Source organism: Streptomyces sp. BRA346, from assembly GCF_052851135.1.
The window spans coordinates 129,430-151,671 of sequence record NZ_JAIWIH010000022.1; the positions used below are offsets into that span (position 1 = coordinate 129,430).

Annotated in this window: 20 protein-coding genes and 2 pseudogenes; 9 read left to right on the forward strand and 13 right to left on the reverse strand. The window is 72.3% G+C overall.

Features of this window, described 5'->3' with window-relative positions; translation table 11 throughout:
- Positions 1–149: 149 nt before the first annotated feature.
- Complete coding sequence (locus LCH29_RS25230) at positions 150–578, reverse strand: ATP-binding protein (RefSeq protein ID WP_123103588.1); 429 nt, start codon at positions 576–578, stop codon at positions 150–152.
- An 89-nt stretch (positions 579–667) separates the two neighbouring features.
- Entirely contained in the window at positions 668–1,009 is a 342-nt protein-coding gene (gene bldG, locus LCH29_RS25235) for an anti-sigma factor antagonist BldG (protein WP_009716787.1), read from the reverse strand.
- Between the two features lie 54 nt (positions 1,010–1,063).
- Between bldG and LCH29_RS25240 the strand changes: the two genes are divergently transcribed.
- A complete protein-coding gene (locus LCH29_RS25240; protein ID WP_446464008.1) occupies positions 1,064–3,520 on the forward strand; it encodes a DEAD/DEAH box helicase in 2,457 nt (818 codons plus the stop codon).
- A 156-nt stretch (positions 3,521–3,676) separates the two neighbouring features.
- Here LCH29_RS25240 and LCH29_RS25245 read toward each other — a convergent pair.
- The 7 genes and pseudogenes from LCH29_RS25245 to ssd all read right to left on the reverse strand — a co-directional run.
- A pseudogene (locus LCH29_RS25245) lies at positions 3,677–4,027 on the reverse strand (Rv3654c family TadE-like protein); the annotation flags it as partial.
- Positions 4,024–4,395, reverse strand: coding sequence for a TadE family type IV pilus minor pilin (locus tag LCH29_RS25250; RefSeq protein ID WP_446464009.1), 372 nt, complete (start codon positions 4,393–4,395; stop codon positions 4,024–4,026). The pseudogene LCH29_RS25245 and the gene LCH29_RS25250, both read right to left, overlap by 4 nt.
- A gap of 91 nt (positions 4,396–4,486) precedes the next feature.
- A complete protein-coding gene (locus LCH29_RS25255; protein ID WP_446464010.1) occupies positions 4,487–4,690 on the reverse strand; it encodes a DUF4244 domain-containing protein in 204 nt (67 codons plus the stop codon).
- Positions 4,691–4,765: 75 nt separating this feature from the next.
- Entirely contained in the window at positions 4,766–5,560 is a 795-nt protein-coding gene (locus tag LCH29_RS25260) for a type II secretion system F family protein (protein WP_446464011.1), read from the reverse strand.
- Between the two features lie 41 nt (positions 5,561–5,601).
- The gene (locus tag LCH29_RS25265; protein ID WP_446464012.1) at positions 5,602–6,522 is read right to left on the reverse strand and encodes a type II secretion system F family protein; all 921 of its coding nucleotides are present in this window, start codon (positions 6,520–6,522) and stop codon (positions 5,602–5,604) included.
- Entirely contained in the window at positions 6,519–7,685 is a 1,167-nt protein-coding gene (locus LCH29_RS25270; RefSeq protein WP_446464013.1) for a TadA family conjugal transfer-associated ATPase, read from the reverse strand. Before LCH29_RS25270 ends, LCH29_RS25265 begins: the two co-directional genes overlap by 4 nt.
- Positions 7,682–8,791, reverse strand: a complete 1,110-nt coding sequence (ssd, locus tag LCH29_RS25275) for a septum site-determining protein Ssd (protein WP_446464014.1) — start codon at positions 8,789–8,791, stop codon at positions 7,682–7,684. Before ssd ends, LCH29_RS25270 begins: the two co-directional genes overlap by 4 nt.
- Positions 8,792–9,245: 454 nt before the next feature.
- Here ssd and LCH29_RS25280 point away from each other — a divergent pair, with 454 nt between their 5' ends.
- Entirely contained in the window at positions 9,246–10,082 is an 837-nt protein-coding gene (locus LCH29_RS25280; protein ID WP_446464015.1) for an HAD family hydrolase, read from the forward strand.
- 324 nt (positions 10,083–10,406) lie between these two features.
- On the opposite strand, the gene LCH29_RS25285 is transcribed toward LCH29_RS25280, so the two are convergent.
- Positions 10,407–11,228, reverse strand: coding sequence for an oxidoreductase (locus LCH29_RS25285; protein WP_446464016.1), 822 nt, complete (start codon positions 11,226–11,228; stop codon positions 10,407–10,409).
- A gap of 102 nt (positions 11,229–11,330) precedes the next feature.
- On the opposite strand from LCH29_RS25285, the gene LCH29_RS25290 reads away from it, so the two are divergent.
- From LCH29_RS25290 to LCH29_RS25320, 7 genes and pseudogenes are all read left to right on the forward strand, one after another.
- Positions 11,331–12,335: an ATP-binding protein gene (locus LCH29_RS25290; RefSeq protein ID WP_446464017.1), complete on the forward strand. Its 1,005-nt coding sequence runs from the start codon at positions 11,331–11,333 to the stop codon at positions 12,333–12,335.
- Between the two features lie 318 nt (positions 12,336–12,653).
- Positions 12,654–13,541 (forward strand): annotated as a pseudogene (locus tag LCH29_RS25295) (carbonic anhydrase); the annotation flags it as partial.
- A gap of 102 nt (positions 13,542–13,643) precedes the next feature.
- Positions 13,644–15,605 (forward strand): acetate--CoA ligase, encoded by a 1,962-nt coding sequence (gene acs, locus LCH29_RS25300; protein WP_446464018.1) that lies wholly within the window; start codon positions 13,644–13,646, stop codon positions 15,603–15,605.
- A gap of 435 nt (positions 15,606–16,040) precedes the next feature.
- Positions 16,041–17,432: a Na+/H+ antiporter NhaA gene (nhaA, locus tag LCH29_RS25305; protein ID WP_446464019.1), complete on the forward strand. Its 1,392-nt coding sequence runs from the start codon at positions 16,041–16,043 to the stop codon at positions 17,430–17,432.
- Positions 17,433–17,547: 115 nt separating this feature from the next.
- Positions 17,548–18,009, forward strand: a complete 462-nt coding sequence (locus LCH29_RS25310; protein ID WP_123098278.1) for a phage holin family protein — start codon at positions 17,548–17,550, stop codon at positions 18,007–18,009.
- Positions 18,006–18,932, forward strand: coding sequence for an alpha/beta fold hydrolase (locus LCH29_RS25315; protein ID WP_446464020.1), 927 nt, complete (start codon positions 18,006–18,008; stop codon positions 18,930–18,932). The genes LCH29_RS25310 and LCH29_RS25315 overlap by 4 nt, the downstream gene beginning before the upstream one ends.
- A gap of 204 nt (positions 18,933–19,136) precedes the next feature.
- Positions 19,137–19,343, forward strand: a complete 207-nt coding sequence (locus LCH29_RS25320) for a hypothetical protein (protein WP_446464021.1) — start codon at positions 19,137–19,139, stop codon at positions 19,341–19,343.
- A 97-nt stretch (positions 19,344–19,440) separates the two neighbouring features.
- Here LCH29_RS25320 and LCH29_RS25325 read toward each other — a convergent pair whose 3' ends face one another.
- The 3 genes from LCH29_RS25325 to nth are packed head-to-tail and all read right to left on the reverse strand — an operon-like array spanning position 19,441 to position 22,217.
- Positions 19,441–20,640, reverse strand: a complete 1,200-nt coding sequence (locus LCH29_RS25325; protein WP_446464022.1) for a MarP family serine protease — start codon at positions 20,638–20,640, stop codon at positions 19,441–19,443.
- 12 nt (positions 20,641–20,652) lie between these two features.
- Positions 20,653–21,339: an NUDIX hydrolase gene (locus tag LCH29_RS25330; protein WP_446464023.1), complete on the reverse strand. Its 687-nt coding sequence runs from the start codon at positions 21,337–21,339 to the stop codon at positions 20,653–20,655.
- On the reverse strand, positions 21,336–22,217 hold the full coding sequence (nth, locus tag LCH29_RS25335) for an endonuclease III (RefSeq protein ID WP_446464024.1): 882 nt from the start codon (positions 22,215–22,217) through the stop codon (positions 21,336–21,338). The genes LCH29_RS25330 and nth overlap by 4 nt, the downstream gene beginning before the upstream one ends.
- Between the last annotated feature and the right edge of the window lie 25 nt (positions 22,218–22,242).

Here is a 22,242-nt window from a genome sequence, read left to right on the forward strand (position 1 = left end):
AGAGCGGTTTTCCGGACCTCCGGAAGGGCCTCGGGAAGGACGGCCGGAACGAGAACCGGAACGTGCCCCGGAACGACGACCGGGCCGACCGTCACGGAGACGGCCGGCCCGGAGGTCACGGCGGATGGAGCGGGATGGCGGCGGAATCGTTACGGCACGAGGGACTGGGGTGAGGCCGGCCAGCTCATGCGGATCACACCGCCGGTCTCGCTGGTCGTCACCTCGACGTCGTCGACGAGCCCGCTGATGACCGCGAGGCCCATCTCGTCCTCGCTCTCGCCCTCGTCGTCCACATCCGGGTGGGAGCCCGGGGCGTGCCCCGCCGAGGTCGGGGACTCATCGCCGACCTCGATGGAGAACTTCTTCTCCTCCTCGGTGAGCGCCACCCGCACCGGGGCGTCCACCCCGTTGCTCAAGTGCAGCCCCACCGCACGGGTGCAGGCCTCGCCGACCGCGAGCCGCACCTCGTCGAGCACGGCCTCGTCCACCCCCGCCCGACGCGCTACGGCAGCCGCGACCAGCCGGGCGGTCCTGACGTGCTCGGGAAGCGCGCTGAAGCGGAGTTCGACAGTGGCCATGCCATCCCCCTCGGGCGTATGGGCGTGCAGATCGGGGGGCCGGGCGAAACCGCCCGGGACCCCCTTGTTGGTCTTCCCGCGGTGACTGGTCAGTCAGTCGCCGCGACAGCGTCCTCGACCGAGGTGTGGATGGGGAACACCTTGGTCAGGCCGGTGATACGGAAGATCTTGAGAATGCGCTCCTGGTTGCACACCAGACGCAGTGAGCCCTCATGGGCACGTACGCGCTTGAGCCCGCCGACGAGCACGCCGAGCCCGGTGGAGTCGAGAAAGTCGACGCCCTCCATGTCGACGACCAGGTGGTAGCTACCGTCGTTGACAAGCTCGACCAGCTGCTCGCGCAGCTTGGGCGCGGTATATACATCAATCTCGCCACCGACCTCGACGACCGTGCGGTCGCCAACGGTCCGAGTCGACAGGGACAGGTCCACGGATCCTCCAGCACCTTGCATCGAGCGGTCGCCCCCCATGGATCGGCAGCCGCGATGGCATTCAATCACTTACCAGCAGGCGTGCACGACGCCTTGAGCCCATTGTCCGTCAGACCAGTGACACACTCGGTGTCGATGGCCCACAACCAACTCCCGCGGCAGGCGGGCATACGCCCCTCGCCCCGGGCCGTTCTCGACCGGCTCGGCACCGGAGCAGGCCGAGGCGCGCGCATCACTCATACGGAGCACTTGCCCCCGCGTCTCGGCAGCCATGCCGACTGGCCTTCGCCGATCCGGCCGGAAGTGATCGACGCCGTCCGGGCCGCCGGAATCGAGCGCCCGTGGACCCATCAGGCACGCACGGCCGCCCACGCCCTGCGCGGAGAATCCGTGGTCGTGGCCACCGGCACCGCCTCGGGCAAGTCCCTGGCGTATCTCGCCCCCGTGCTCAGCACCCTGCTGGACGGCTCGGAGGAGCCCAGCGGGCGGGGCACGACCGCCCTGTACCTCTCGCCCACCAAGGCGCTCGCCGCCGACCAGCGCCGCGCCGTGGCCGACCTCACGGCCCCGCTGGGGGCCGGGGTGCGGGCGGCGGTGTACGACGGCGACACGCCGGTGGAGGAGCGCGAGTGGGTCCGCCAGTACGCGAACTACGTGCTCACCAACCCCGACATGCTCCACCGGGGCATCCTGCCCGGCCACCCCAGGTGGTCCTCCTTCCTGCGTGCGCTGCGCTACGTCGTCATCGACGAGTGCCACACCTACCGCGGCGTCTTCGGCTCCCATGTCGCCCAGGTGCTGCGCAGGCTCCGGCGGGTCTGCGCCCGCTACGGCTCCTCGCCCGTCTTCCTGCTCGCCTCGGCCACCTCCGCCGACCCGGCCGTGGCGGCCACCCGGCTGACCGGGGTGCCGGTCGCGGCGATCACCGAGGACTCCTCGCCCCGCGGCGAGGTGGTCTTCGCCCTGTGGGAGCCGCCGCTGACCGAGCTGCACGGCGAGCAGGGCGCCCCCGTCCGCCGCACGGCCACCGCCGAGTCCGCGGACCTGCTCACCGACCTCGCCGTCCAGGGCGTCCGCACCGTCACCTTCGTGCGCTCCCGGCGCGGCGCCGAACTGATCGCCCTGATCGCCCAGGAGCGGCTGGCGGAGGTCGACCGGTCCCTGCCGGACCGGGTGGCCGCGTACCGCGGTGGATATCTCCCCGAGGAGCGCCGCGCCCTGGAGCGGGCCCTGCACTCCGGTGACCTCCTCGGCCTCGCCGCCACCACCGCCCTGGAACTCGGCATGGACATCGCCGGTCTGGACGCCGTCGTACTGGCCGGCTATCCCGGCACCCGGGCCTCCCTGTGGCAGCAGGCGGGGCGGGCCGGACGCACCGGGCAGGGGGCGCTCGCGATCCTGGTCGCCCGCGACGACCCGCTGGACACCTATCTCGTCCACCACCCGGACGCTCTCTTCCGGCAGCCCGTCGAGTCCACCGTCCTGGACCCCGACAACCCGTACGTCCTCGCGCCGCACCTGTGCGCGGCCGCCGCCGAGCTGCCGCTCACCGAGGCGGACCTGGACCTCTTCGGCCCCGCCACCGAGGAGCTGCTGCCGCAGCTGGAGCAGCGCAAGCTGCTGCGCCGCCGCGCGACCGCCTGGCACTGGACCCGCCGCGAGCGCGCCGCCGACCTCACCGACATCCGCGGGGAGGGCGGCAGCCCGGTCCAGGTCGTGGAGGCGGCGACCGGACGGCTGCTGGGCACCGTGGACGCCTCGGCCGCGCACACCACCGTCCACGAGGGCGCCGTCCACCTCCACCAGGGCCGGAGCTATATCGTCCGGCAGCTCGACCTGGAGGACTCGGTCGCGCTGGTGGAGGAGGCCAGTCCGCCGTACTCGACCACCGCCCGCGACACCACCGCGATCTCCATCCTGGAGACCACCACCGAGATCCCGTGGGGGGACGCGCGGCTGTGCTTCGGCTCCGTCGAGGTCACCAACCAGGTCGTCTCCTTCCTGCGCCGCAAGCTGATCAGCGGTGAGGTGCTGGGCGAGACCAAGCTCGACCTCCCGCCCCGCACGCTGCGCACCCGGGCCGTGTGGTGGACGGTGACCGAGGACCAGCTGGAGGACGCCCGGGTCCACCCCCAGGCCCTCGGCGGCGCCCTGCACGCCGCCGAGCACGCCTCCATCGGCATACTGCCGCTCTTCGCGACCTGCGACCGCTGGGACATCGGCGGGGTGTCGGTCCCCCTGCATCCCGACACGCTGCTGCCGACGGTCTTCGTGTACGACGGCCACCCCGGCGGGGCGGGCTTCGCCGAGCGCGCCTTCCACACGGCCGCCCGCTGGCTGACCGCCACCCGCGAGGCGATCGCGGCCTGCGAGTGCGAGGCGGGCTGCCCGTCCTGCATCCAGTCCCCGAAGTGCGGCAACGGGAACGATCCGCTCGACAAGCGGGCCGCCATCCGCCTGCTGACGACGCTCCTGGCCAAAGCCCCGGACCAGCCGCCCGCCGAAGGCTGACCGGGCCCCGGCGCCCGCCGTGGGCTCCCGGACGGCCCGCTCCGCCGAGCGCCCGCCGCGGCCGGGCACGGGAGGGCCGGGTACAGGGGTGTCGGCGGGGCCCGCCCGCGACCGGACCCGGAGGGCGAACGGCCCGGCCCGCACCTCCGCCGTGAGGTCCGCGATCTCGCCGCTCAGAGCGCACCGCACCACGCGCGCACCCTGGGCGGAGGCCACCCGCCGGGCGAGGCGGCAGGCGGCCCCGCGTCCCTCCAGGCCGTGGTCCGCCGCCGCGAGCGCCGCCAGGTCGGCGGCCCCGCCCGCCCGATGGCGCGCCACCATGACCTGCCCGGCCGTCAGCACGATCGCGAACACCGCGCACAGCGCCGTCGCGGCGAACGCCGCCCACACCGTCGCCGACCCGCGGTCGCCCGCGCCGCGTACGGAGCGCCTCACCGGCCCGTGCCCTGCCCGACGTACGGATCGCCTCACCGGCCCGTGCCCTGCCCGACGTACGGATCGCCTCACGGCCCCGTCCCCCGCCTCGTGTCGGCCGCTCCCACCGTGTCCTCGGCGAGCGCGGACGACTCCGCGTGCAGCCGGAGTGCCAGCGGACCGGGACCGACCGCATGGGTCCGGACCCGCACCCGCACCAGGTCTCCGTCCCGCCACAGCTCCACCCGCGCGCCACGCGGTGCGGCCGACCGGGCGGCGGCCACCGCGGCGTCCCGCGACTCCGAGCGCGCCGCCGCCCGGGCCCCGGCCTGGGCCGCGTCCTCGCAACTCAGCTGTGCGGACGCGGCCATCAGGCCCCAGATCAGCATCAGGGCGAACAGGGCCAGCACCGGCAGCGCCACGGCCGCCTCCGCGGTGACGAACCCCTGGTCGGCCCCCATCCGGGCCGCTCGTCCGCGGACCACTCCCGGTGCGCCCCGCGCGCGGAGCGCACCGCCCCGCGCGTCCGCCCGTCCCGCCGCGGACGGCACCTCAGAACGGCGCATCGAGAGCCCGCCCGATCACCGATTGCAGCGCACCGCTGACGGTCCCGCTCGTCACCACCTTGTACAGCACCGCGGCGAAGGCGCACGCCGCCAGCGTCCCCATCGCGTACTCGACGGTGGCCATGCCCGCCTCGGACCGCGCACGCGCTGCCGCACGCCGCCGGGCCCACCACTGCTTCATCTTCATCATTTCGGTCCCCCCTCGTAGCTGTCATTGCCGTACAGAAGCCGATCTCTCGTGCCGCGCCGGGCCGGGGCGCCGTGCTCAGGTGTGGCCCGCCAGACCGCCCGCGAGCCCGGTCATCACCGGGGCCACGCCGATCAGCAGATACGCGGGCAGGAAGCAGGCCCCGAGCGGAGCGGTGGCCAGCACGCTCGCCCGATCGGCGCGTCGGCCCGCTTCTCTCCCCTGCTCGGCGCGGCAGTCGGCAGCGATCCGGGACACCGGCTCCACCGCCGGGGCGCCCGTGGTCCCGGCATGCTCCAGGGCGCGCGCCAGCCCACTCGCGCCGGGCAACGCGCCAAGCCGCCCCCAGGCGCCGGTCGGCTCTCCTCCCAGCCGCAGTTCCGCAGCGGTCCGGACCAGCCGGTCGCCGAACGGGCCACCGAGCGATTTGCCCACCGCGTCCGCCGCCGTGCGCGGGTCCGCCCCGGCGGCCAGACAGGCCGCCAGCAGGTCGGCGGCCAGCGGAATCTGCCGCACCGCCTCGGCCGCCTCGCTCCCCGGGCCGCCGGACCGGCCGTCGGACCGCCGCGCGGCGGTCTGCCGCCGCTGCCACCGCCGGACGCCGTACGCGGCCGCCAGACCCAGCACCCACCCCGGCGGCCCTCCGACGAGGACGACACCGGCCAGCAGGACACCGAGGGAGGCCGCCCAGGCCAAGGCTGCGCCCTCGTCGATCCGCGCGCGCCATCGCTCCCAGGCCCGGGCCCGCTTCCGGATCGCGTCGGTGGCCGCGTCCGTTCGTCCGCCCGGCAGCAGTGCCGCCAGACGCCGCCCGGCGGCACGGTCCCGCCGGGCCTGCACCACCGCCATCGCCACGTACGTGACGGCCGCCATGAGGGACAGCGTGATCCCCAGCCTGTGGACAAGGACGGCGCTCATCGGCCGACTGCCTTCCCTGGGGCGAGCGCCGCCCGCATCGATCTCCTGAGCCAGACGAACCCCGCCCACTCCAGCAGGCAGCCGCCCAGCAGACAGCCCAGCCCGACCGGGGTGTGCAGGAGCTGATGCAGCGGCTCGGTGCCCAGCGCGGCGCCCATCACCAGTCCGAAGGCCGGCAGCACGGCCAGCACCGCGACGGTGACCTTGGGTCCCGCCAGCCTGGCGCGCAGAACCTCCCGCTGCTCGCGCTCGGCGCGCAGCGCCGAGGCCACCCGGTCGAGCCCGGCGGCAAGCCCCGCGCCCTCGTCGACGGCCACCTGCCAGCAGGCCGCGACCCCGGTCAGCCCCTCCGCGCCCGGCTGCCGGGCCGCCCTGCGCAGCGCCTCGGGCACATCCCCGCCGAACCGGGCGGCGGCGGACACCAGCCCCCATCGCTCCCCCAGGTCTCCCGAGGGCACGGACAGCAGCGCCTCGCCGGGCTGTCGCCCGGCCCGCAGCTCGCCCGCCACGGTGCCGCACAGCTCGATCACTCCCGTCGCACGGCGGTCGCGGGCCCGGACGCGCTCCCGGGTCCTCAGCCACCGGCCGACGACCGGCACGGCCGCCACCGCGGCGAACAGCGGCAGGACCGACGCGCCGAGCACGGCGAGCACACAGCCGACCGGAAGGCACAGCAGCTCGCGTCCCATCCGCCCGCCGTACCTGACCCGCCAGCGCTCCTTGAGCCAGGCGACCGTCTCGGACAGCCGCCGCGCCGGGTCCGGCCCGCTGGGCGCGACGGGTCCGCCACCCGCGAACAGCAGTCTGGCCCGGCGCAGCTCCCGGTCCCGCCCGGAGAGCAGCCACGCGGCCACCACCGCGCACAGCAGCGCCGCGCCGAGGGGCAGCGCCCCGGGGTTCCCTCCGATGCCGGTCATGACGCACCTCCGCCTCGTGCGCACAGCCGCTGAAGCCGCTGCCAGCCCGCCGCCCGCTCGAAGCCCTGCGGGCCCCACAGGGCTGCCGGCACGGTGGTGACGAAGCCCGCGCGGTCCCGGTCCAGCACGTGCAGTTCGGCGATCCTGCGCCGTCCGCCGCGGTCCCGCACCAGATGGACCACGACCGACAGGGCGGCCGCCAACTGGCTGTGCAGCGCGGCCCGGTCCAGGCCCGCGGTCGAGCCGAGCGCCTCCAGCCGGGCCGGTACGTCTCCCGCCGTATTGGCGTGGACGGTGCCGCAACCGCCCTCGTGGCCGGTGTTCAGGGCGCCCAGGAGATCGGTGACCTCGGGACCCCGCACCTCACCGACCACGAGCCGGTCGGGCCGCATCCGCAGCGCCTGGCGCACCAGGTCCCGCAAGGTGACCTGGCCGCGGCCCTCCTGGTTGGCGGGGCGGGTCTCCAGCCGGACCACATGGGGATGATCGGGCCGCAGCTCCGCCGAGTCCTCGGCGAGGACGATGCGCTCCTCCTGGCCGACCAGCCCCAGCAAGGTGCTCAGCAACGTCGTCTTGCCGGACCCGGTGCCGCCGCTCACCAGGTACGAGAGCCGGGCGTCCAGCATGGTCCGCAGCAGCTCCGAACCGCCGGGCGGCACGGTCCCGGCGGCCACCAGCTCGGCGAGGGAGAACGCCCGCGGACGCACCACCCGCAGCGACAGACAGGTGGATCCGACGGCCACCGGCGGGAGCACCGCGTGCAGCCGAGTCCCGTCCGGCAACCGGGCGTCCACCCAGGGCCGGGCGTCGTCCAGCCGCCGCCCGGCCACCGCGGCGAGCCGCTGGGCGAGCCTGCGCACGGCGGCCGCGTCGGCGAAGGTGACGGCCGTCCGCTCCAGCCCTGCGCCGCGGTCCACCCACACCTCGTCGGGGGCGGTGACCAGCACGTCCGTGACCTCCGGCGCGGCGAGCAGCGGCTCCAGGGGGCCGGTGCCGACCAGTTCGGAGCGCAGGGCGGCGACCACGCCGAGCACTTCGGTGTCGCCCAGCAGCCGCCCCTCCTCGCGCAGGGCGGCCGCCACCTGGGAGGGGCTCGGATCCGCACCGCTCTCCGCCAGCCGCAGCCGCACCGCGTCCAGCAGATCCAGGGTTTCGATGCTCATGCGGTGACACCCCCCGCGCCGGGCAGGGCCCGCGCCCAGAACTCGGCGCAGAACCGGCCGAGCGGGCCGCGCGCGCTGCCGCCCGGGGGCTCGCCGCCGTCGATCGCGTCCAGCAGTCCCGGCTCCGGCGGCAGTTGACCGGCCAGCGGCAGCCCGAGCAACCGGGCGATCTCCTCGTCGTCCAGCTCGGGCCCGCACGGGCCCCGAACCACGGCGCGCAGATCGCTCAGCACCATGCCCACCGTGGACGCCACCCGGTGGGCGGCCGCGACGGCGCGCAGCTCCGCCGGAACGACCAGCAGGCCGAGGTCCACCTGGGCGAGGGCCTCGGCCGCCGCATCGTCCACCCGGCGCGGCAGATCCACCACCACGACCCCGCCGCGCCGACGGGCCGCGGCCAGCACCGCGCGCATTGCCGAGGGCGGAATGACGACCGAATCGCCCCTGTCCCAGCTGAGCACCCGCAGGGAGTGCAGCTCGGGCAGGGATTCCTCCAGCGCGCTCCCGGCGACGCGGCCGCGCGATTCGGCGAAGGCGGGCCATCGCAGCCCCTCCGACCCCTCGCCGCCGAGCAGCACGTCCAGGCCGCCGCCCAGCGGGTCACCGTCGATGAGCATGGTGCGCCGGCCCGAGCGGGCCGCCGAGACGGCCAGGGCGCAGGCGAGGGTGGAGGCTCCGGCCCCGCCGCGGCCTCCGATGACCCCGATGGTCAGGGCCTGTTGCCCGACCCCCTCCGCGACATCGGCGATCCGGTCCACGAGCCAGGTCTCGGCATCGGGCAGGAACGCCACATTGTCGGCGCCGAGATCCACCGCCCGGCGCCAGATGTCGTGGTCGTCGAGATCGCGCCCGATGAGCAGCACGCCCGCTCTGCGGACGCGGTCCCGGAGCCCGGCCGCCGCGTCGTCCCCTACGAGAATCAGCGGCGCGCCCTCCCAATTGCCCCGGCGCGTGAGGGCGCCATGGGCCACTTCGGCCTCGGCTCCGGCGGCCGCGCACAGGCGCAGCAGATCGTCGAGAAGCTCTTCGTCCTCGGTGATGATCAGCGGTCTGCCGCGCTGTGCTTCTTCCGGTGATGACCGTTCCGGTGTGATGGATGCAGTCACGATCCCCTCCCCATATCGTTACGCGCTCTCACTCACGCGAACGGCGAGTGCAAACAACGCGGAGAATCACCGTGTCGCGATCCTGAAAATCTTGGGGATCTTGGTTCAAAACCGTGGACAACTCATCAGTTGTGAATATCCCAGTCACCTAAACCAGTGACTTCCGGAGTGCAGCCTAGCGATTACGTACGGTAACCGTTCAGGCTGTTGGGGAGCAGGCGTCACCCAGGCCCGGATGAGGGGAGAAAGATCTCGCGAAAGGCCCGAAAAAGCGTCCGGACATGCGACGACCCCCGCCGGGGGGGAGAGCGGGGGTCGTCCCCACGGCCGACTCGGGGGGGGAGGAGTCGGACCGGGTTAGCACGGTCGCGAACGATCCGTGACTTCCATGGTGTACCCGAGAGCCTTCTCAGGCAAACCCACGCGCCTCAGCTTACGCCGAATGGTGGGCCCTATGCTCGGCGTCGTGGAAAACCACTCCTTGCCCCGGACAGCCGCCTTCTTTGACCTGGACAAGACGGTCATTGCGAAGTCAAGCACGCTCACCTTCAGCAAGTCCTTCTACCGGGGTGGGCTGATCAACCGTCGAGCCGTACTGCGTACTGCTTATGCCCAGTTCGTCTTCCTCGCCGGCCGCGCCGATCACGACCAGATGGAGCGGTTGCGCGAGTACCTCTCGACACTCTGCCGCGGCTGGAATGTCGCACAGGTGAAGGAGATCGTCGCGGAGACTCTGCACGATCTGATCGACCCCATCATCTACGACGAAGCGGCCTCGCTCATCGAGGAACACCACACCGCCGGACGCGATGTGGTGATTGTCAGCACCTCGGGAGCAGAGGTCGTGGAGCCGATCGGCGAGCTGCTGGGCGCGGACCGGGTGGTGGCCACCCGCATGGTCGTCGAGGACGGGGTCTTCACCGGGGAGGTCGAGTACTACGCCTACGGGCCGACGAAGGCGGAGGCGATCGCCGAGCTGGCCGAGTCCGAGGGATACGACTTGTCGCGCTGCTACGCGTACAGCGATTCGGGGACCGATCTGCCGATGCTGGAGTCGGTCGGCCATCCCCACGCGGTGAATCCGGACCGGGCCCTGCGTCGCGAGGCGGTCGCCCGCGGCTGGCCGGTCCTCTCCTTCGACCGCCCGGTGCGACTGAAGCAGCGGCTGCCCTCGCTGTCCATGCCGCCGCGGCCGGTGCTCGCCGCGGTCGCGGCGGTGGGTGCGGCCGCCGCCACCGCCGGTCTGGTCTGGTACGCCAGCCGACGCCGCGCCCCTTATGCCCGCGTTTGACCTCGTCGCAAAGATCTGCGTGGAGGGGTTCCACTTGGCTCCGCGCAGGAGTAGAAAGGAATCGACGGCCCGCGAGACCAGGGGTATCCGGGAGGATCTCCCCAGACGCACCAAGGCCCCACGGACCGAGCACGGATGCCGGGCACCCACGCGACGCCGACCCGTCGATTACGGGCCAGCCGCACCAGGTGACGGGCGAAGATCCCGGCCTGATGGGCGAATTTCTGTGCACGCACTGGTAACCCGGCGGACGTGCCAGCGGCGGCACCCTCGTGGTGCCGCCGCAACTCTGTCCGGACCCGGAAACGCCGGGAGCCGACGACCTCAGGCCGCTCCCCGCTGCATGGCCTCGCATACGGCCGTGCTTTCCCGCACGCCCAGCTCAACCGACCGTCCGCAGTGCGCGATCCAGGCCGCCATACCCTCGGGCGTCCCGGACACGTAGCCCTCCAGCCCGGCCACACACATCGCGGCACCCTGCTCCGCGTGGCCCACCTCCGCCGGGCAGATGGACTTCGGGTCGAGCCCGCTGCCGACCAGCACGATCCGCTCGGCCGCGCGCGCCACCAGGCCGTTGTAGGAGGCGAAAGGCCGCAGCGCGAGCAGTTCACCGTGCACCACCGCGGCCGTCACCAGCGCCGGGGCCTCGCTGCCCGCGAGCAGCAGCCGCGCCAGGCCGTCGAGTCGGGCCGCCACCTCGTCGGCGTCCGGAGGCTCCGGCCCGACCAGTTGCTCCCGTACCGGTTCGCCCGCCAGCCGGGGCCGTCCGACTCTGTCGTCATCGTCCGCCCCTCCGGCCGCGACCAGATGCAGCCGGGCCAGTACCCGCAGCGGCGACTGCCGCCAGACGCTCAGCAACTGGCCTGCCTCGGCGGTCACCCGCAGCGCCGCACCCACCGTGTGCGGCTCTCCCTCGGCCCCGAAGTCGGTGCGGCGGCGGACCTCTTCGAGCGCCCAGTCGGCACCGGCCAGCGCCGCGGAACCACGCGCTCCGCGCAGCGCCGCCTCCGACGTGACCTCATTGCTGCGGCGACGCATCACCCGGTGGCCGTAGACCCGGTCCACTGCCGTCCGTACGGCCTCCACGGACTCGGCCACACCGGGCAGCGCCGCCAGGGTGGCGAGCGGATCTGCTGACGTACTCATGAGTACGACCCTACGCACCCGTTGCCCGGCGCCCCTCGTTGGAGTGGTTTTCTTCACGTAAATCCCTCATGGGAGAGGATCACTCACCTACGCTTTCTGAACATGAAGATCGCTTTCGTAGGCAAGGGCGGCAGCGGCAAGACGACGCTGTCGTCGCTGTTCATCCGCCATCTCGCCGCCACCCGCGCCCCGGTCGTCGCGGTCGACGCCGACATCAATCAGCACCTGGGCGCGGCACTCGGGCTCGACGAGGCGGAGGCCGCAGCGCTGCCCGCCATGGGCGCCCATCTCCCCCTGATCAAGGACTACTTGCGCGGGACGAACCCCCGGATCGCCTCGGCCGAGACCATGATCAAGACCACGCCGCCCGGCGAGGGTTCGCGGCTGCTGCGCATCGGCGAGGACAACCCCGTCTACGAGGCGTGCGCCCGGACCGTCCCGCTCGGCGACGGGGAGGCGCGGCTGATGGCGACCGGGCCCTTCACCGAGTCCGATCTCGGCGTGGCCTGCTACCACTCCAAGGTCGGCGCGGTCGAGCTGTGCCTCAACCATCTGGTCGACGGGCGCGGGGAGTTCGTGGTCGTCGACATGACGGCGGGCAGCGACTCCTTCGCCTCCGGGCTCTTCACCCGCTTCGACATGACGTTCCTGGTCGCCGAGCCCACGCGCAAGGGCATCGCGGTCTACCGCCAGTACAAGGAGTACGCCCGCGACTTCGACGTGGCGCTGCGCGTGGTCGGGAACAAGGTGCAGGGCCCGGACGACCTCGCCTTCCTGCGCGCCGAGGTGGGCGACGACCTGCTGGTCACCGTCGGCCACTCCGACTGGGTCCGGGCGATGGAGAAGGGCCGGGCGCCGCGCTTCGCGGAGCTGGAGGAGCCCAATCGCGAGGCGCTGCGCACGCTGCACGACGCGGTGGACGCCTCCTACGAGCGGCGGGACTGGCAGCGCTACACCCGCCAGATGGTGCACTTCCACCTGAAGAACGCGCAGAGTTGGGGCAACGCGAAGACGGGTGCCGACCTGGCGGCACAGGTCGATCCGGCCTTCGCCCTGGACGAGGCCTCCCCGACCGGTCGGGCAGCGGCCGCCCCCGCGCCCGCCTAGTCGCCCGCCCGGCGCGGTCATCTCACCTGACTATTCACCCCATAGAAGGAACAACGGCCCACTCCTCCTCAAAAAGCTTCCCACTGACTTTACCTGGCATTACGATTCATTTACCAACGCTTGGGAGTCAGCACCGCAGTACGCCGTGACCCACGGCCGCGCCTTGCCCGCGACCGCGAAGCCCCGGAGGAGACGGGAATGTTGAAGCTCTTGGACCAGATCGCGCTTGCCGCGGGCGCCCCGCTCCAGGCCGGGCTGATGACCGCCGCGCTCGCCGGGATCGCGATCGTCGTCTTCGTCTCGCTGCGCCGCTTCAACCGGCCGCAGCGGCCGGTCACCGAGGCGGCCGGCGCGCCTTCCTGCCGCCCGTGGACGCCCTGGCGCAACCACCATTGCACCCGCCCCGCCCCGGCGGCCGGGGACGGACACGAACACGGGCGCGGGGAGGGCGCGGGGCAGCTGCTGGGCGGGGTGAGCGCCTTCCAGCGCAACACCGCGCCTCTGGTGCGCGACGAGCTGGCGCGGCTCGCCCGGGAGGGACAGCGGCCCACCCAGCTGTTTCTCACCTGCGCCGACTCCCGGCTGGTGACCAGCATGATCACCTCCAGCGGCCCCGGCGATCTGTTCACCGTGCGCAATGTGGGCAATCTGGTGCCGCCTCCCGGCGCGGACGCCGCCTGCGACTCGGTGGGCGCGGCCATCGAGTACGCGGTGGAGGTGCTGAGGGTCGGCAGCATCACGGTGTGCGGGCACTCCGGATGCGGGGCAATGCAGGCGCTGCTCGGTTCGTCGTCCACGCCGCCCGGGGCGCAGACTCCCCTGGCGCGCTGGCTGCGCCACGGCAGGCCCGGGCTGGCGCGGATGGAGCGGATCGGGCGGCTGGGGCGAGGCGAGGTCGCGCTGGCCGACCGGCCGGTGGCCGACGATGTGGAGCGGCTGGCGCTGATCAACGTGATGCAGCAATTGGAGCATCTGATGGCGCACGCCTGCGTCGCGCGACGGGTGGCGGAGGGAGGGCTGGTACTGCACGGGATGTACTTCCATGTGGCGGAGGCTCAGGCGTACGTACTGGAGCCCGGATCGGGCCGATTCCTGGCCGTCCGGCCGGATGACGGCACCCCGGTGGCCCTCTGTGCGGCCGGTCCGGCCGCCGCCCCGGAGCCCGGAAAGAGGGGAGCCGCGGAAGCACTGGAGACGATCCGATAACAGGTCTAAACCAATTTACGGCGACAGCGCCTTGTCAGGGCCTACCCGGGGCTGATGAGCTAGGGCGGGGACACAACGGACACCCTGGGAATGGGAGATGTCGTGAGCAACGAAAGCCTGGCCAGCCTTCTTCGGGAGGAGCGCCGCTTCGCGCCGCCGGCCGAGCTGGCCGCGAACGCCAATGTCACGGCCGAGGCGTACGAGCGTGCGAAGGCGGACCGCCTGGGCTTCTGGGCCGAGCAGGCCCGTCGGCTGACCTGGGCGACCGAGCCGACCGAGACGCTCGACTGGTCGAACCCGCCCTTCGCCAAGTGGTTCGCCGACGGCAAGCTCAACGTGGCGTACAACTGCGTCGACCGCCATGTGGAGAACGGGCTCGGCGACCGGGTCGCGCTCCACTTCGAGGGGGAGCCGGGCGACACCCGCTCCCTGACCTACGCCGAGCTTCAGCGGGAGGTCTCCCAGGCGGCGCATGCGCTGACCGAGCTGGGGGTCCGGGCGGGCGACCGGGTCGCCATCTACCTGCCGATGATCACGGAGACCGTCGTCGCGATGCTGGCCTGCGCCCGCATCGGCGCCCCGCACTCCGTGGTCTTCGGCGGTTTCTCGGCCGACGCCCTCGCCACTCGTATCCAGGACGCCGACGCCCGCGTGATCATCACCGCCGACGGCGGCTACCGGCGCGGCAAGCCGTCCGCGCTCAAGCCCGCCGTCGACGAGGCCCTGACCCGTCCCGGCACCGAGAACGTGCGCAGCGTGCTGGTCGTCCGCCGCACCGGCCAGGAGGTGGCCTGGACCGAGGGCCGCGACGTCTGGTGGCACGAGATCGTGGACCGCCAGCCGGAGCAGCACACGCCCGAGGCGTTCGACGCCGAGCACCCGCTGTTCATCCTCTACACCTCCGGCACCACCGGTAAGCCGAAGGGCATCCTGCACACCACCGGCGGCTACCTCACCCAGGTGTCCTACACCCACCACGCCGTCTTCGACCTCAAGCCGGAGTCGGACGTCTTCTGGTGCACGGCCGACGTCGGCTGGGTCACCGGCCACTCGTACATCGTCTACGGGCCGCTCTCCAACGGAGCGACCGAGGTGCTCTACGAGGGCACGCCGGACACCCCGCACCAGGGCCGCTGGTGGGAGATCGTCCAGAAGTACGGGGTCACCATCCTGTACACCGCCCCGACCGCGATCCGCGCGTGCATGAAGTGGGGCGACGACATCCCGGCCAAGTTCGACCTGTCCTCGCTGCGCGTCCTCGGCTCGGTCGGCGAGCCGATCAACCCCGAGGCGTGGGTCTGGTACCGCAGGAACATCGGTGCGGACACGACGCCCATCGTCGACACCTGGTGGCAGACCGAGACCGGCGGCATCATGATCAGCCCGCTGCCGGGCGTCACCGCGACGAAGCCCGGTTCGGCCCAGGTGCCGCTCCCCGGTATCGCCGCCACCGTCGTCGACGACGAGGCGAACGAGGTGGCGAACGGTGCGGGCGGGTATCTGGTGCTCACCGAGCCGTGGCCGTCGATGCTCCGTACCATCTGGGGCGACGACCAGCGCTACCTGGACACCTACTGGTCCCGCTTCGAGAACCGCTACTTCGCGGGCGACGGCGCCAAGAAGGACGACGACGGCGACATCTGGCTGCTCGGCCGGGTCGACGACGTGATGCTGGTGTCCGGCCACAACATCTCGACGACCGAGGTCGAGTCGTCGCTCGTCTCGCACCCCAAGGTCGCCGAGGCCGCCGTCGTCGGCGCCACCGACCCGCAGACCACCCAGGCGATCTGCGCCTTCGTCATCCTGCGCGGCGGCGCGGCCGAGGACGAAGGTCTGGTCGAGGAGCTCCGGGCGCATGTCGCCAAGCAGCTCGGCCCGATCGCCAAGCCCAAGCGGATCCTGCCGGTGGCCGAGCTTCCCAAGACCCGTTCCGGCAAGATCATGCGTCGGCTGCTGCGCGATGTCGCCGAGAACCGCTCGCTGGGTGATGTCAGCACGCTCACCGACTCCTCCGTCATGGATCTGATCCAGAGCAAGCTGCCGTCCGCGCCCAGCGAGGACTGAGCAGCGGAGCCTGAGCAGCAGCCCGCCCAGCGGTCCGCACAGCGGCCCGAGCCGAGGTCATGCGGCCGAGGGGGTGTCTTGTCGGTCAGGCCGGATCAGCGAGCGGCGTCAGGGGGCACCTCCCAGCGGTAGCTGGGGGCGCAGGGGGCACCTCCCAGCGGTAGCTGGGGGAGCATCGCAACCCGCGTGAGGAGAGCGCAGGGGGCACCTCCCAGCGGTAGCTGGGGGAGGCGCTGCGCGCGACGAGCGCGGGGCCGCGAGGTGCCGTGCCAGGCGTCGGCTCCCGCCACGCGGCGGCGCCCCTAGGCTGTTCCGGTTAAGGTGAGAACCTGACGCGCTAACAACGCGTCAAGATCACAGGGCGCGCCGGGAAGTCTGGTCGGCACACGGCACACGTGTGTCCCCACCCGCCCGACGACCCAGGAGGCCCCGCCCGTGGCCGCGCCCACCAGCCGCACGTTCCTCGGCCGCCTTTCGCTCCCCGAGCGGACGTTCATCACCGACGCGCTGCGCACCGAGACCGTCGGCGGCATGATCCTTCTCGTCGCCGCGATCGCCGCGCTGATTCTGGCGAACACCCCGCTCAGCGGCGTCTACGGCGACATCAAGGACTTCTCCTTCGGCCCCCAGGCGCTGCATCTGCATCTGTCCGTCGAGTCCTGGGCCACGGACGGCCTGCTCACCGTCTTCTTCTTCGTCGCCGGCATCGAGCTGAAGCGCGAGCTGGTCGCGGGCGAGCTGCGCGATCCGAAGGCCGCCGCGCTGCCCGTGATCGCCGCGCTGTGCGGCATGGCCGCCCCCGCGCTCGTCTACGTCGTCGTCAACGCGACCGGCGGCGGCGGCCTGAAGGGCTGGGCCGTACCGACCGCCACCGACATCGCCTTCGCGCTCGCCGTCCTCGCCGTCATCGGCACCGCGCTGCCCGCCGCCCTGCGCGCGTTCCTGCTCACGCTCGCGGTCGTCGACGACCTCGGTGCGATCCTGATCATCGCGATCTTCTTCACCAAGGACATCGACGTCATCGCCCTCGGCCTGTCCTTCGCCGGGCTCGCCCTCTTCCGGCTGCTGCACCACAAGGGCGTACGCGGCGCGTACATCTACGTCCCGCTCGGCCTGGTCATCTGGGCGCTGATGCACGCGAGCGGAGTGCATGCCACCGTCGCGGGCGTCGCGATGGGCCTGATGCTGCGCTGCACGGTGCGCGAGGGCGAGGACCGTTCCCCCGCCGAGCGCGTCGAGCACCGGGTGCGCCCGCTCTCGGCCGGGCTCGCCGTGCCGGTGTTCGCCCTGTTCGCCGCCGGTGTCCCGATATCCGGCGACGCCGTCGCGGGCGTCTTCACCCGCCCCGAGACGCTCGGCGTCGTCCTCGGCCTGGTGGTGGGCAAGGTCGTCGGGGTCTTCGGGGGTTCGTGGTGCTCCGCCCGGTTCACCCGGGCCGAGCTGAACGAGGACCTGGCGTGGGCGGACGTGTTCGCCGTCGCGACGCTCGCCGGCATAGGTTTCACCGTCTCGCTCCTCATCGGCGAACTGGCCTTCCCCGACGATCCGGCGCTCGCCGAGGAGGTGAAGTCGGCGGTCCTCATCGGCTCGCTGTGCGCCGCGCTGCTCGCGGGCATCCTCCTCAAGCTGCGCAACAACCGCTACCAGCGGCTGTATCAGGACGAGGAGCGGGACGAGGACATGGACGGCATTCCCGACGTCTATGAATGCGACACCCCCGAATACCACCTGCGGATGGCCGCGATCCATGAGTCGAAGGCAGCCGAGCACCGGCGGCTTGCCGAAGTGGCCGCCGGGGGCGGCTCGGACGACGATGGTCCGGCATGATCTGAGACGCCATGATCTGAGAGGCTTGAAAGCCGCGGAACAGCGCAGAAGACCTGCACGCGCGGAAGACACGCGAAGACGACCGGAAGACGTACAAGAGCAGAGGGAGATGGCGATGAGCGCAGCCGACGACGGCGGCAACCGCAGCCTCGGCCAGCTGGTGGCCACGGCGACCACCGAGCTGTCCGCGCTGATGCACGACGAGATCGCGCTGGCCAAGGCCGAGCTCCGGGTGGGTGCCAAGAAGGCCGCGTTCGGCAGCGGCGCCGGTGTGGCGGCCGGGGTGCTGATCCTCTTCTCGCTTCCCGTGCTGAGCTTCGCCCTCGCCTATGGGCTGCGTTCCTGGACCGGCCTCGGCCTCGCCTGGTGCTTCCTGATCGTGGGCGGCATCTACTGGCTGATCGCCGGAATCCTGGGCCTGGTCGCGCTGGTGAAGTTCAAGAAGGTGAAGGCGCCGAAGCGGTCCATCGCCTCGTCCAAGGAGACGGCGGCCGTCCTCGGGAACGTCAAGCCGCATCCGCGGGCCGCGGGGAACGGCGGCCGCTCCGTACGGGATGTGACACGCTCGTCGGCATGAGCGTCCCTGATATCTCCGCGTCGGTCGTTCGGCTGGACGGCCCCTGGACCCACCGGGACGTCGCGGCCAACGGCGCGCGCTTCCACATCGCCGAGCTGGGCGACGGCCCGCTGGTGCTGCTGCTCCACGGGTTTCCGCAGTTCTGGTGGACCTGGCGGCACCAGCTGACCGCGCTCGCCGACGCCGGCTACCGGGCGGTCGCGATGGACCTGCGCGGAGTGGGCGGCAGCGACCGTACGCCGCGGGGGTACGACCCGGCCAACCTCGCCCTCGACATCACCGGTGTGATCCGCTCGCTCGGTGAGCCGGACGCCGCCCTGGTCGGCCATGACCTGGGCGGATACCTGGCGTGGACGGCCGCGGTGATGCGGCCGAAGCTGCTGCGGCGGCTCGCGGTGACCTCCATGCCGCATCCGCGGCGCTGGCGCTCGGCGATGCTCGGGGACGTCCGGCAGAGCGCCGCGGGCTCCCACATCTGGGGCTTCCAGCGGCCGTGGCTGCCCGAACGTCAGCTGGTCGCGGACGACGCGGAGGCCGTGGGGCGGCTGATCCGGGAGTGGTCCGGGCCGCAGCTGCCCGAGGACGAGGTGGTGGACGTCTACCGGCGGGCGATGGCCATCCCGTCGACCGCGCACTGCTCGATCGAGCCGTACCGCTGGATGGTGCGGTCGCTGGCGCGGCCGGACGGTATCCAGTTCAACCGCCGGATGAAGCGGCCGGTGCGGGTGCCGACCTTGCATCTGCACGGGTCACTCGACCCGGTGATGCGGACCCGCAGCGCGGCGGGGTCGGGGCAGTACGTGGAGGCGCCGTACCGCTGGCGGCTCTTCGACGGCCTCGGCCACTTTCCGCACGAGGAGGATCCGCACGCCTTCTCCACGGAGCTGATCAACTGGCTCAAGGACCCGGAACCGGACCGCTGAGCCGACTCCGGACCGAACGCCGGACCAAGCGGCCGGACCGAGCGCCGGACCGCGCCCCGAAACGGCGCCGAAACGGCACCGAAACGGCCGCTGAGGCAGCCCGTGCGAACAGGTGTTTCTCGAACAGCCACTTGCCTGGCGCATAGGCCAATTGCCGCAGCCACCGGCGATTACCGACCTTGGGCCAGGGGCAAAGTCCGGAGTATGGGCTGGACGCACGACTACCGTGACGCACCAAGCGGCCGCGGCCCCGAAGCCGCCGCCGCTGCCAATGCCGCACTGAGCGTTTCCGAGCGGAGCGGCTCCGGGCCTGTTCAAGGCCATGACCCCAATATCGTCGGGATTCCCCGCATCATCCGGCGCCGTGCCCGCTGGGTCTCGGCGCGGCTGCGCCATCCACGCAGCCGGTAGGCAACACCTACCGGCTCGCGTCTCCGTCAGCCAGGAGCACCGGAACCGCCCGACACACCGGGATCACCGAGAGCTCCTGGAACACCGGGAAAGCGGGCTAGAGGGCACACCCCTGGCTGTCCACCGGCTGATCGGCCGTACGCCCCTTCTCGGCATCCTTGCGCACCTCGTCCGCCGTCAGCGCGTACCCCGTGTCCGCGTCGTCGAGCGACTTGGCGAAGACCACGCCGTACACCCTGCCCTGCGGGGTGAGCAGCGGGCCGCCGGAGTTGCCCTGGCGCACGGTCGCGTACAGCGAGTAGACATCGCGCTGCACGGTGCCGCGGTGGTAGATGTCCGGGCCGTTGGCCGTGATGCGGCCGCGGACGCGGGCCGCGCGCACGTCGAACGCGCCGTTCTCCGGGAACCCGGCCACGATCGCGTCGTCGCCGCTGTTCGCGTCGCCCTCCGTGAACCGGAGCGCGGGGGCTTGCAGCGAGGGCACATCGAGGACCGCGATGTCGCGCTTCCAGTCGTAGAGCACGACCTTCGCGTCGTACAGCCGGCCCTCGCCGCCTATCTGCACCGTCGGGTCATCGACGCCGCCGACCACATGGGCGTTGGTCATGACCCGGTTCTGTGCGTAGACGAAGCCGGTGCCCTCCAGGACCTTGCCGCAGCTCGGGGCGGTACCGACGACCTTCACGATGCTCTTCTGGGCCTGGCTGGCCACCGGGGACTGCGCGAGCGCCGGGTCGGGCTGCGGCACCGAGGTGATCGGCTCGTTCGAGAACGGCGAGAAGACCTGCGGGAAGCCGCCCTGCGCGAGCACGGTGGAGAAGTCGGAGAACCAGGTGTTGGCCTGCTCCGGGACCACGCGCGAGACCCCGAACATCACCTTGGATTCGCGGACCTCCTTGCTCACGGTGGGGAGCGAGGTCCCCGCCACCAGGGAGCCGAGCAGCCAGGCGACCATCAGCATCGCCAGGACGTTCACCAGCGCGCCGCCGGTCGCGTCCAGGGCGCGCGCGGGTGACCAGGTGATGTACCGGCGCAGCTTGTTTCCCAGGTGGGTCGTGGCCGCCTGGCCGACCGACGCGCACACGATCACCAGCACGATCGCCACGATGGCACCGAAGGTGCCGGGCGATGCCCGGTCGGTGGTGCCGTCCCAGATGACCGGCAGCAGATAGACCGCGACCAGGCCACCGCCGATGAATCCGATCACCGACAGCACGCCGACGACGAAGCCCTGGCGATAGCCGATGATCGCGAACCATACGGCGGCGAGCAGCAGCAGGATGTCCAGCACATTCACCGGGACACCGTCTCACGCGCGCCAGTCGAGTGGGACGTGGTTCTCCCGGTCCCATGGTCGTTCCCAGCCGGAGTAGTGCAGTATGCGATCGATCACTCCCGCGGTGAAACCCCAGACCAGGGCGCCTCCGACCAGGAAGGCCGGGCCCCGGTGACCGCTGGGGTGCACGGTCGTCGCCCGGTTCGCCGGATCCGTGAGATCCGCCACGGGAACCGTGAAGACCCGGGCCGTCTCGGCGGGGTCCACCGGCCCGACCGGGCTCGGCCGCCGCCACCAGCCCAGGACGGGCGTCACGACGAAGCCGCTCACCGGGATGTACAGCCGCGGCAGGACGGCGAAGACCTGGACGCCCGCGGGGTCGAGCCCCGTCTCCTCCTCGGCCTCGCGCAGCGCCGCATGCAGCGGACCGACCCCGCCCGGATCACCGTCCTCGGGGTCGAGGGCGCCGCCGGGGAAGGACGGCTGGCCCGCGTGCGAGCGCAGCGAGCCCGACCGTTCCATCAGCAGCAGCTCGGGGCCGCCGGGGCCCTCCCCGAAGAGCACCAGCACGGCGGAGGGGCGGCCGCCGCCCTGCGGCGGCGGCAGGAACCGGCTCAGCTGATGCGGCTCGATCGTCTCGGCCGCCCGCGCCACGGGGAGCAGCCACTCGGGCAGCCCCTGTGAGCTGACCCCCACGCCTCCGCCGTACGTGCTCGTCATCCGGCGGCTCCCAGCGGGGCGGCAGGGCTCCCCGGGTAGTCGGCGGGTGGGCGCAGCCGCTGCCCCGGCTGGCCGCCCATCTCGTACTTCAGCAGCTTCTTCGCCTTGTCCGGATCGGTCTCGCCCTCCCCGTACGCCGGGCAGAGCGGGGCGATCGGGCAGGCGCCGCAGGCGGGCTTGCGGGCGTGGCAGACGCGGCGGCCGTGGAAGATGATGCGGTGCGAGAGCATCGTCCACTCGCTCTTCGGGAAGAGCGCGGCGATCTCCGCCTCGACCTTCTCCGGGTCCTCCTGATCGGTCCACTTCCAGCGCCGCACCAGCCGCCCGAAGTGGGTGTCGACGGTGAGCCCGGGCACCCCGAACGCGTTACCGAGGACCACATTGGCCGTCTTGCGGCCGACGCCGGGCAGCGTGACCAGGTCCTTCAGCCGCCCCGGCACCTCGCCGTCGAAGCGGTCGCGCAGCGCGGCGGAGAGGCCCAGCAGGGACTTGGCCTTGGCGCGGAAGAAGCCGGTGGGCCTGATCAGCTGCTCCAGCGCCTCGGGGTCGGCGGCCGCCATGTCCTCGGGGGTCGGGTACGCGGCGAAGAGCGCGGGGGTGGTCTGGTTGACCCGCAGGTCGGTGGTCTGGGCGGACAGGACCGTGGCGACCAGCAGCTGGAACGGGTTCTCGAAATCCAGCTCGGGGTGGGCATACGGGTAGACATCGGCCAGCTCGCGGTTGATGCGCCGGGCGCGGCGGACGAGCGCGAGCTGGGATTCCGGCCGGGAAGGCTTCGCGGGCTTGGCCGATTTTGCGGTCTTGGCGGTCTTCGCGGGCTGCGCGGATTTGGGCGCCTTCGCCGCTTTCGTCGGCTCGGCACGCGCTTGTTCGCCCACAGCAGAATTACGAGATGCGGTCACC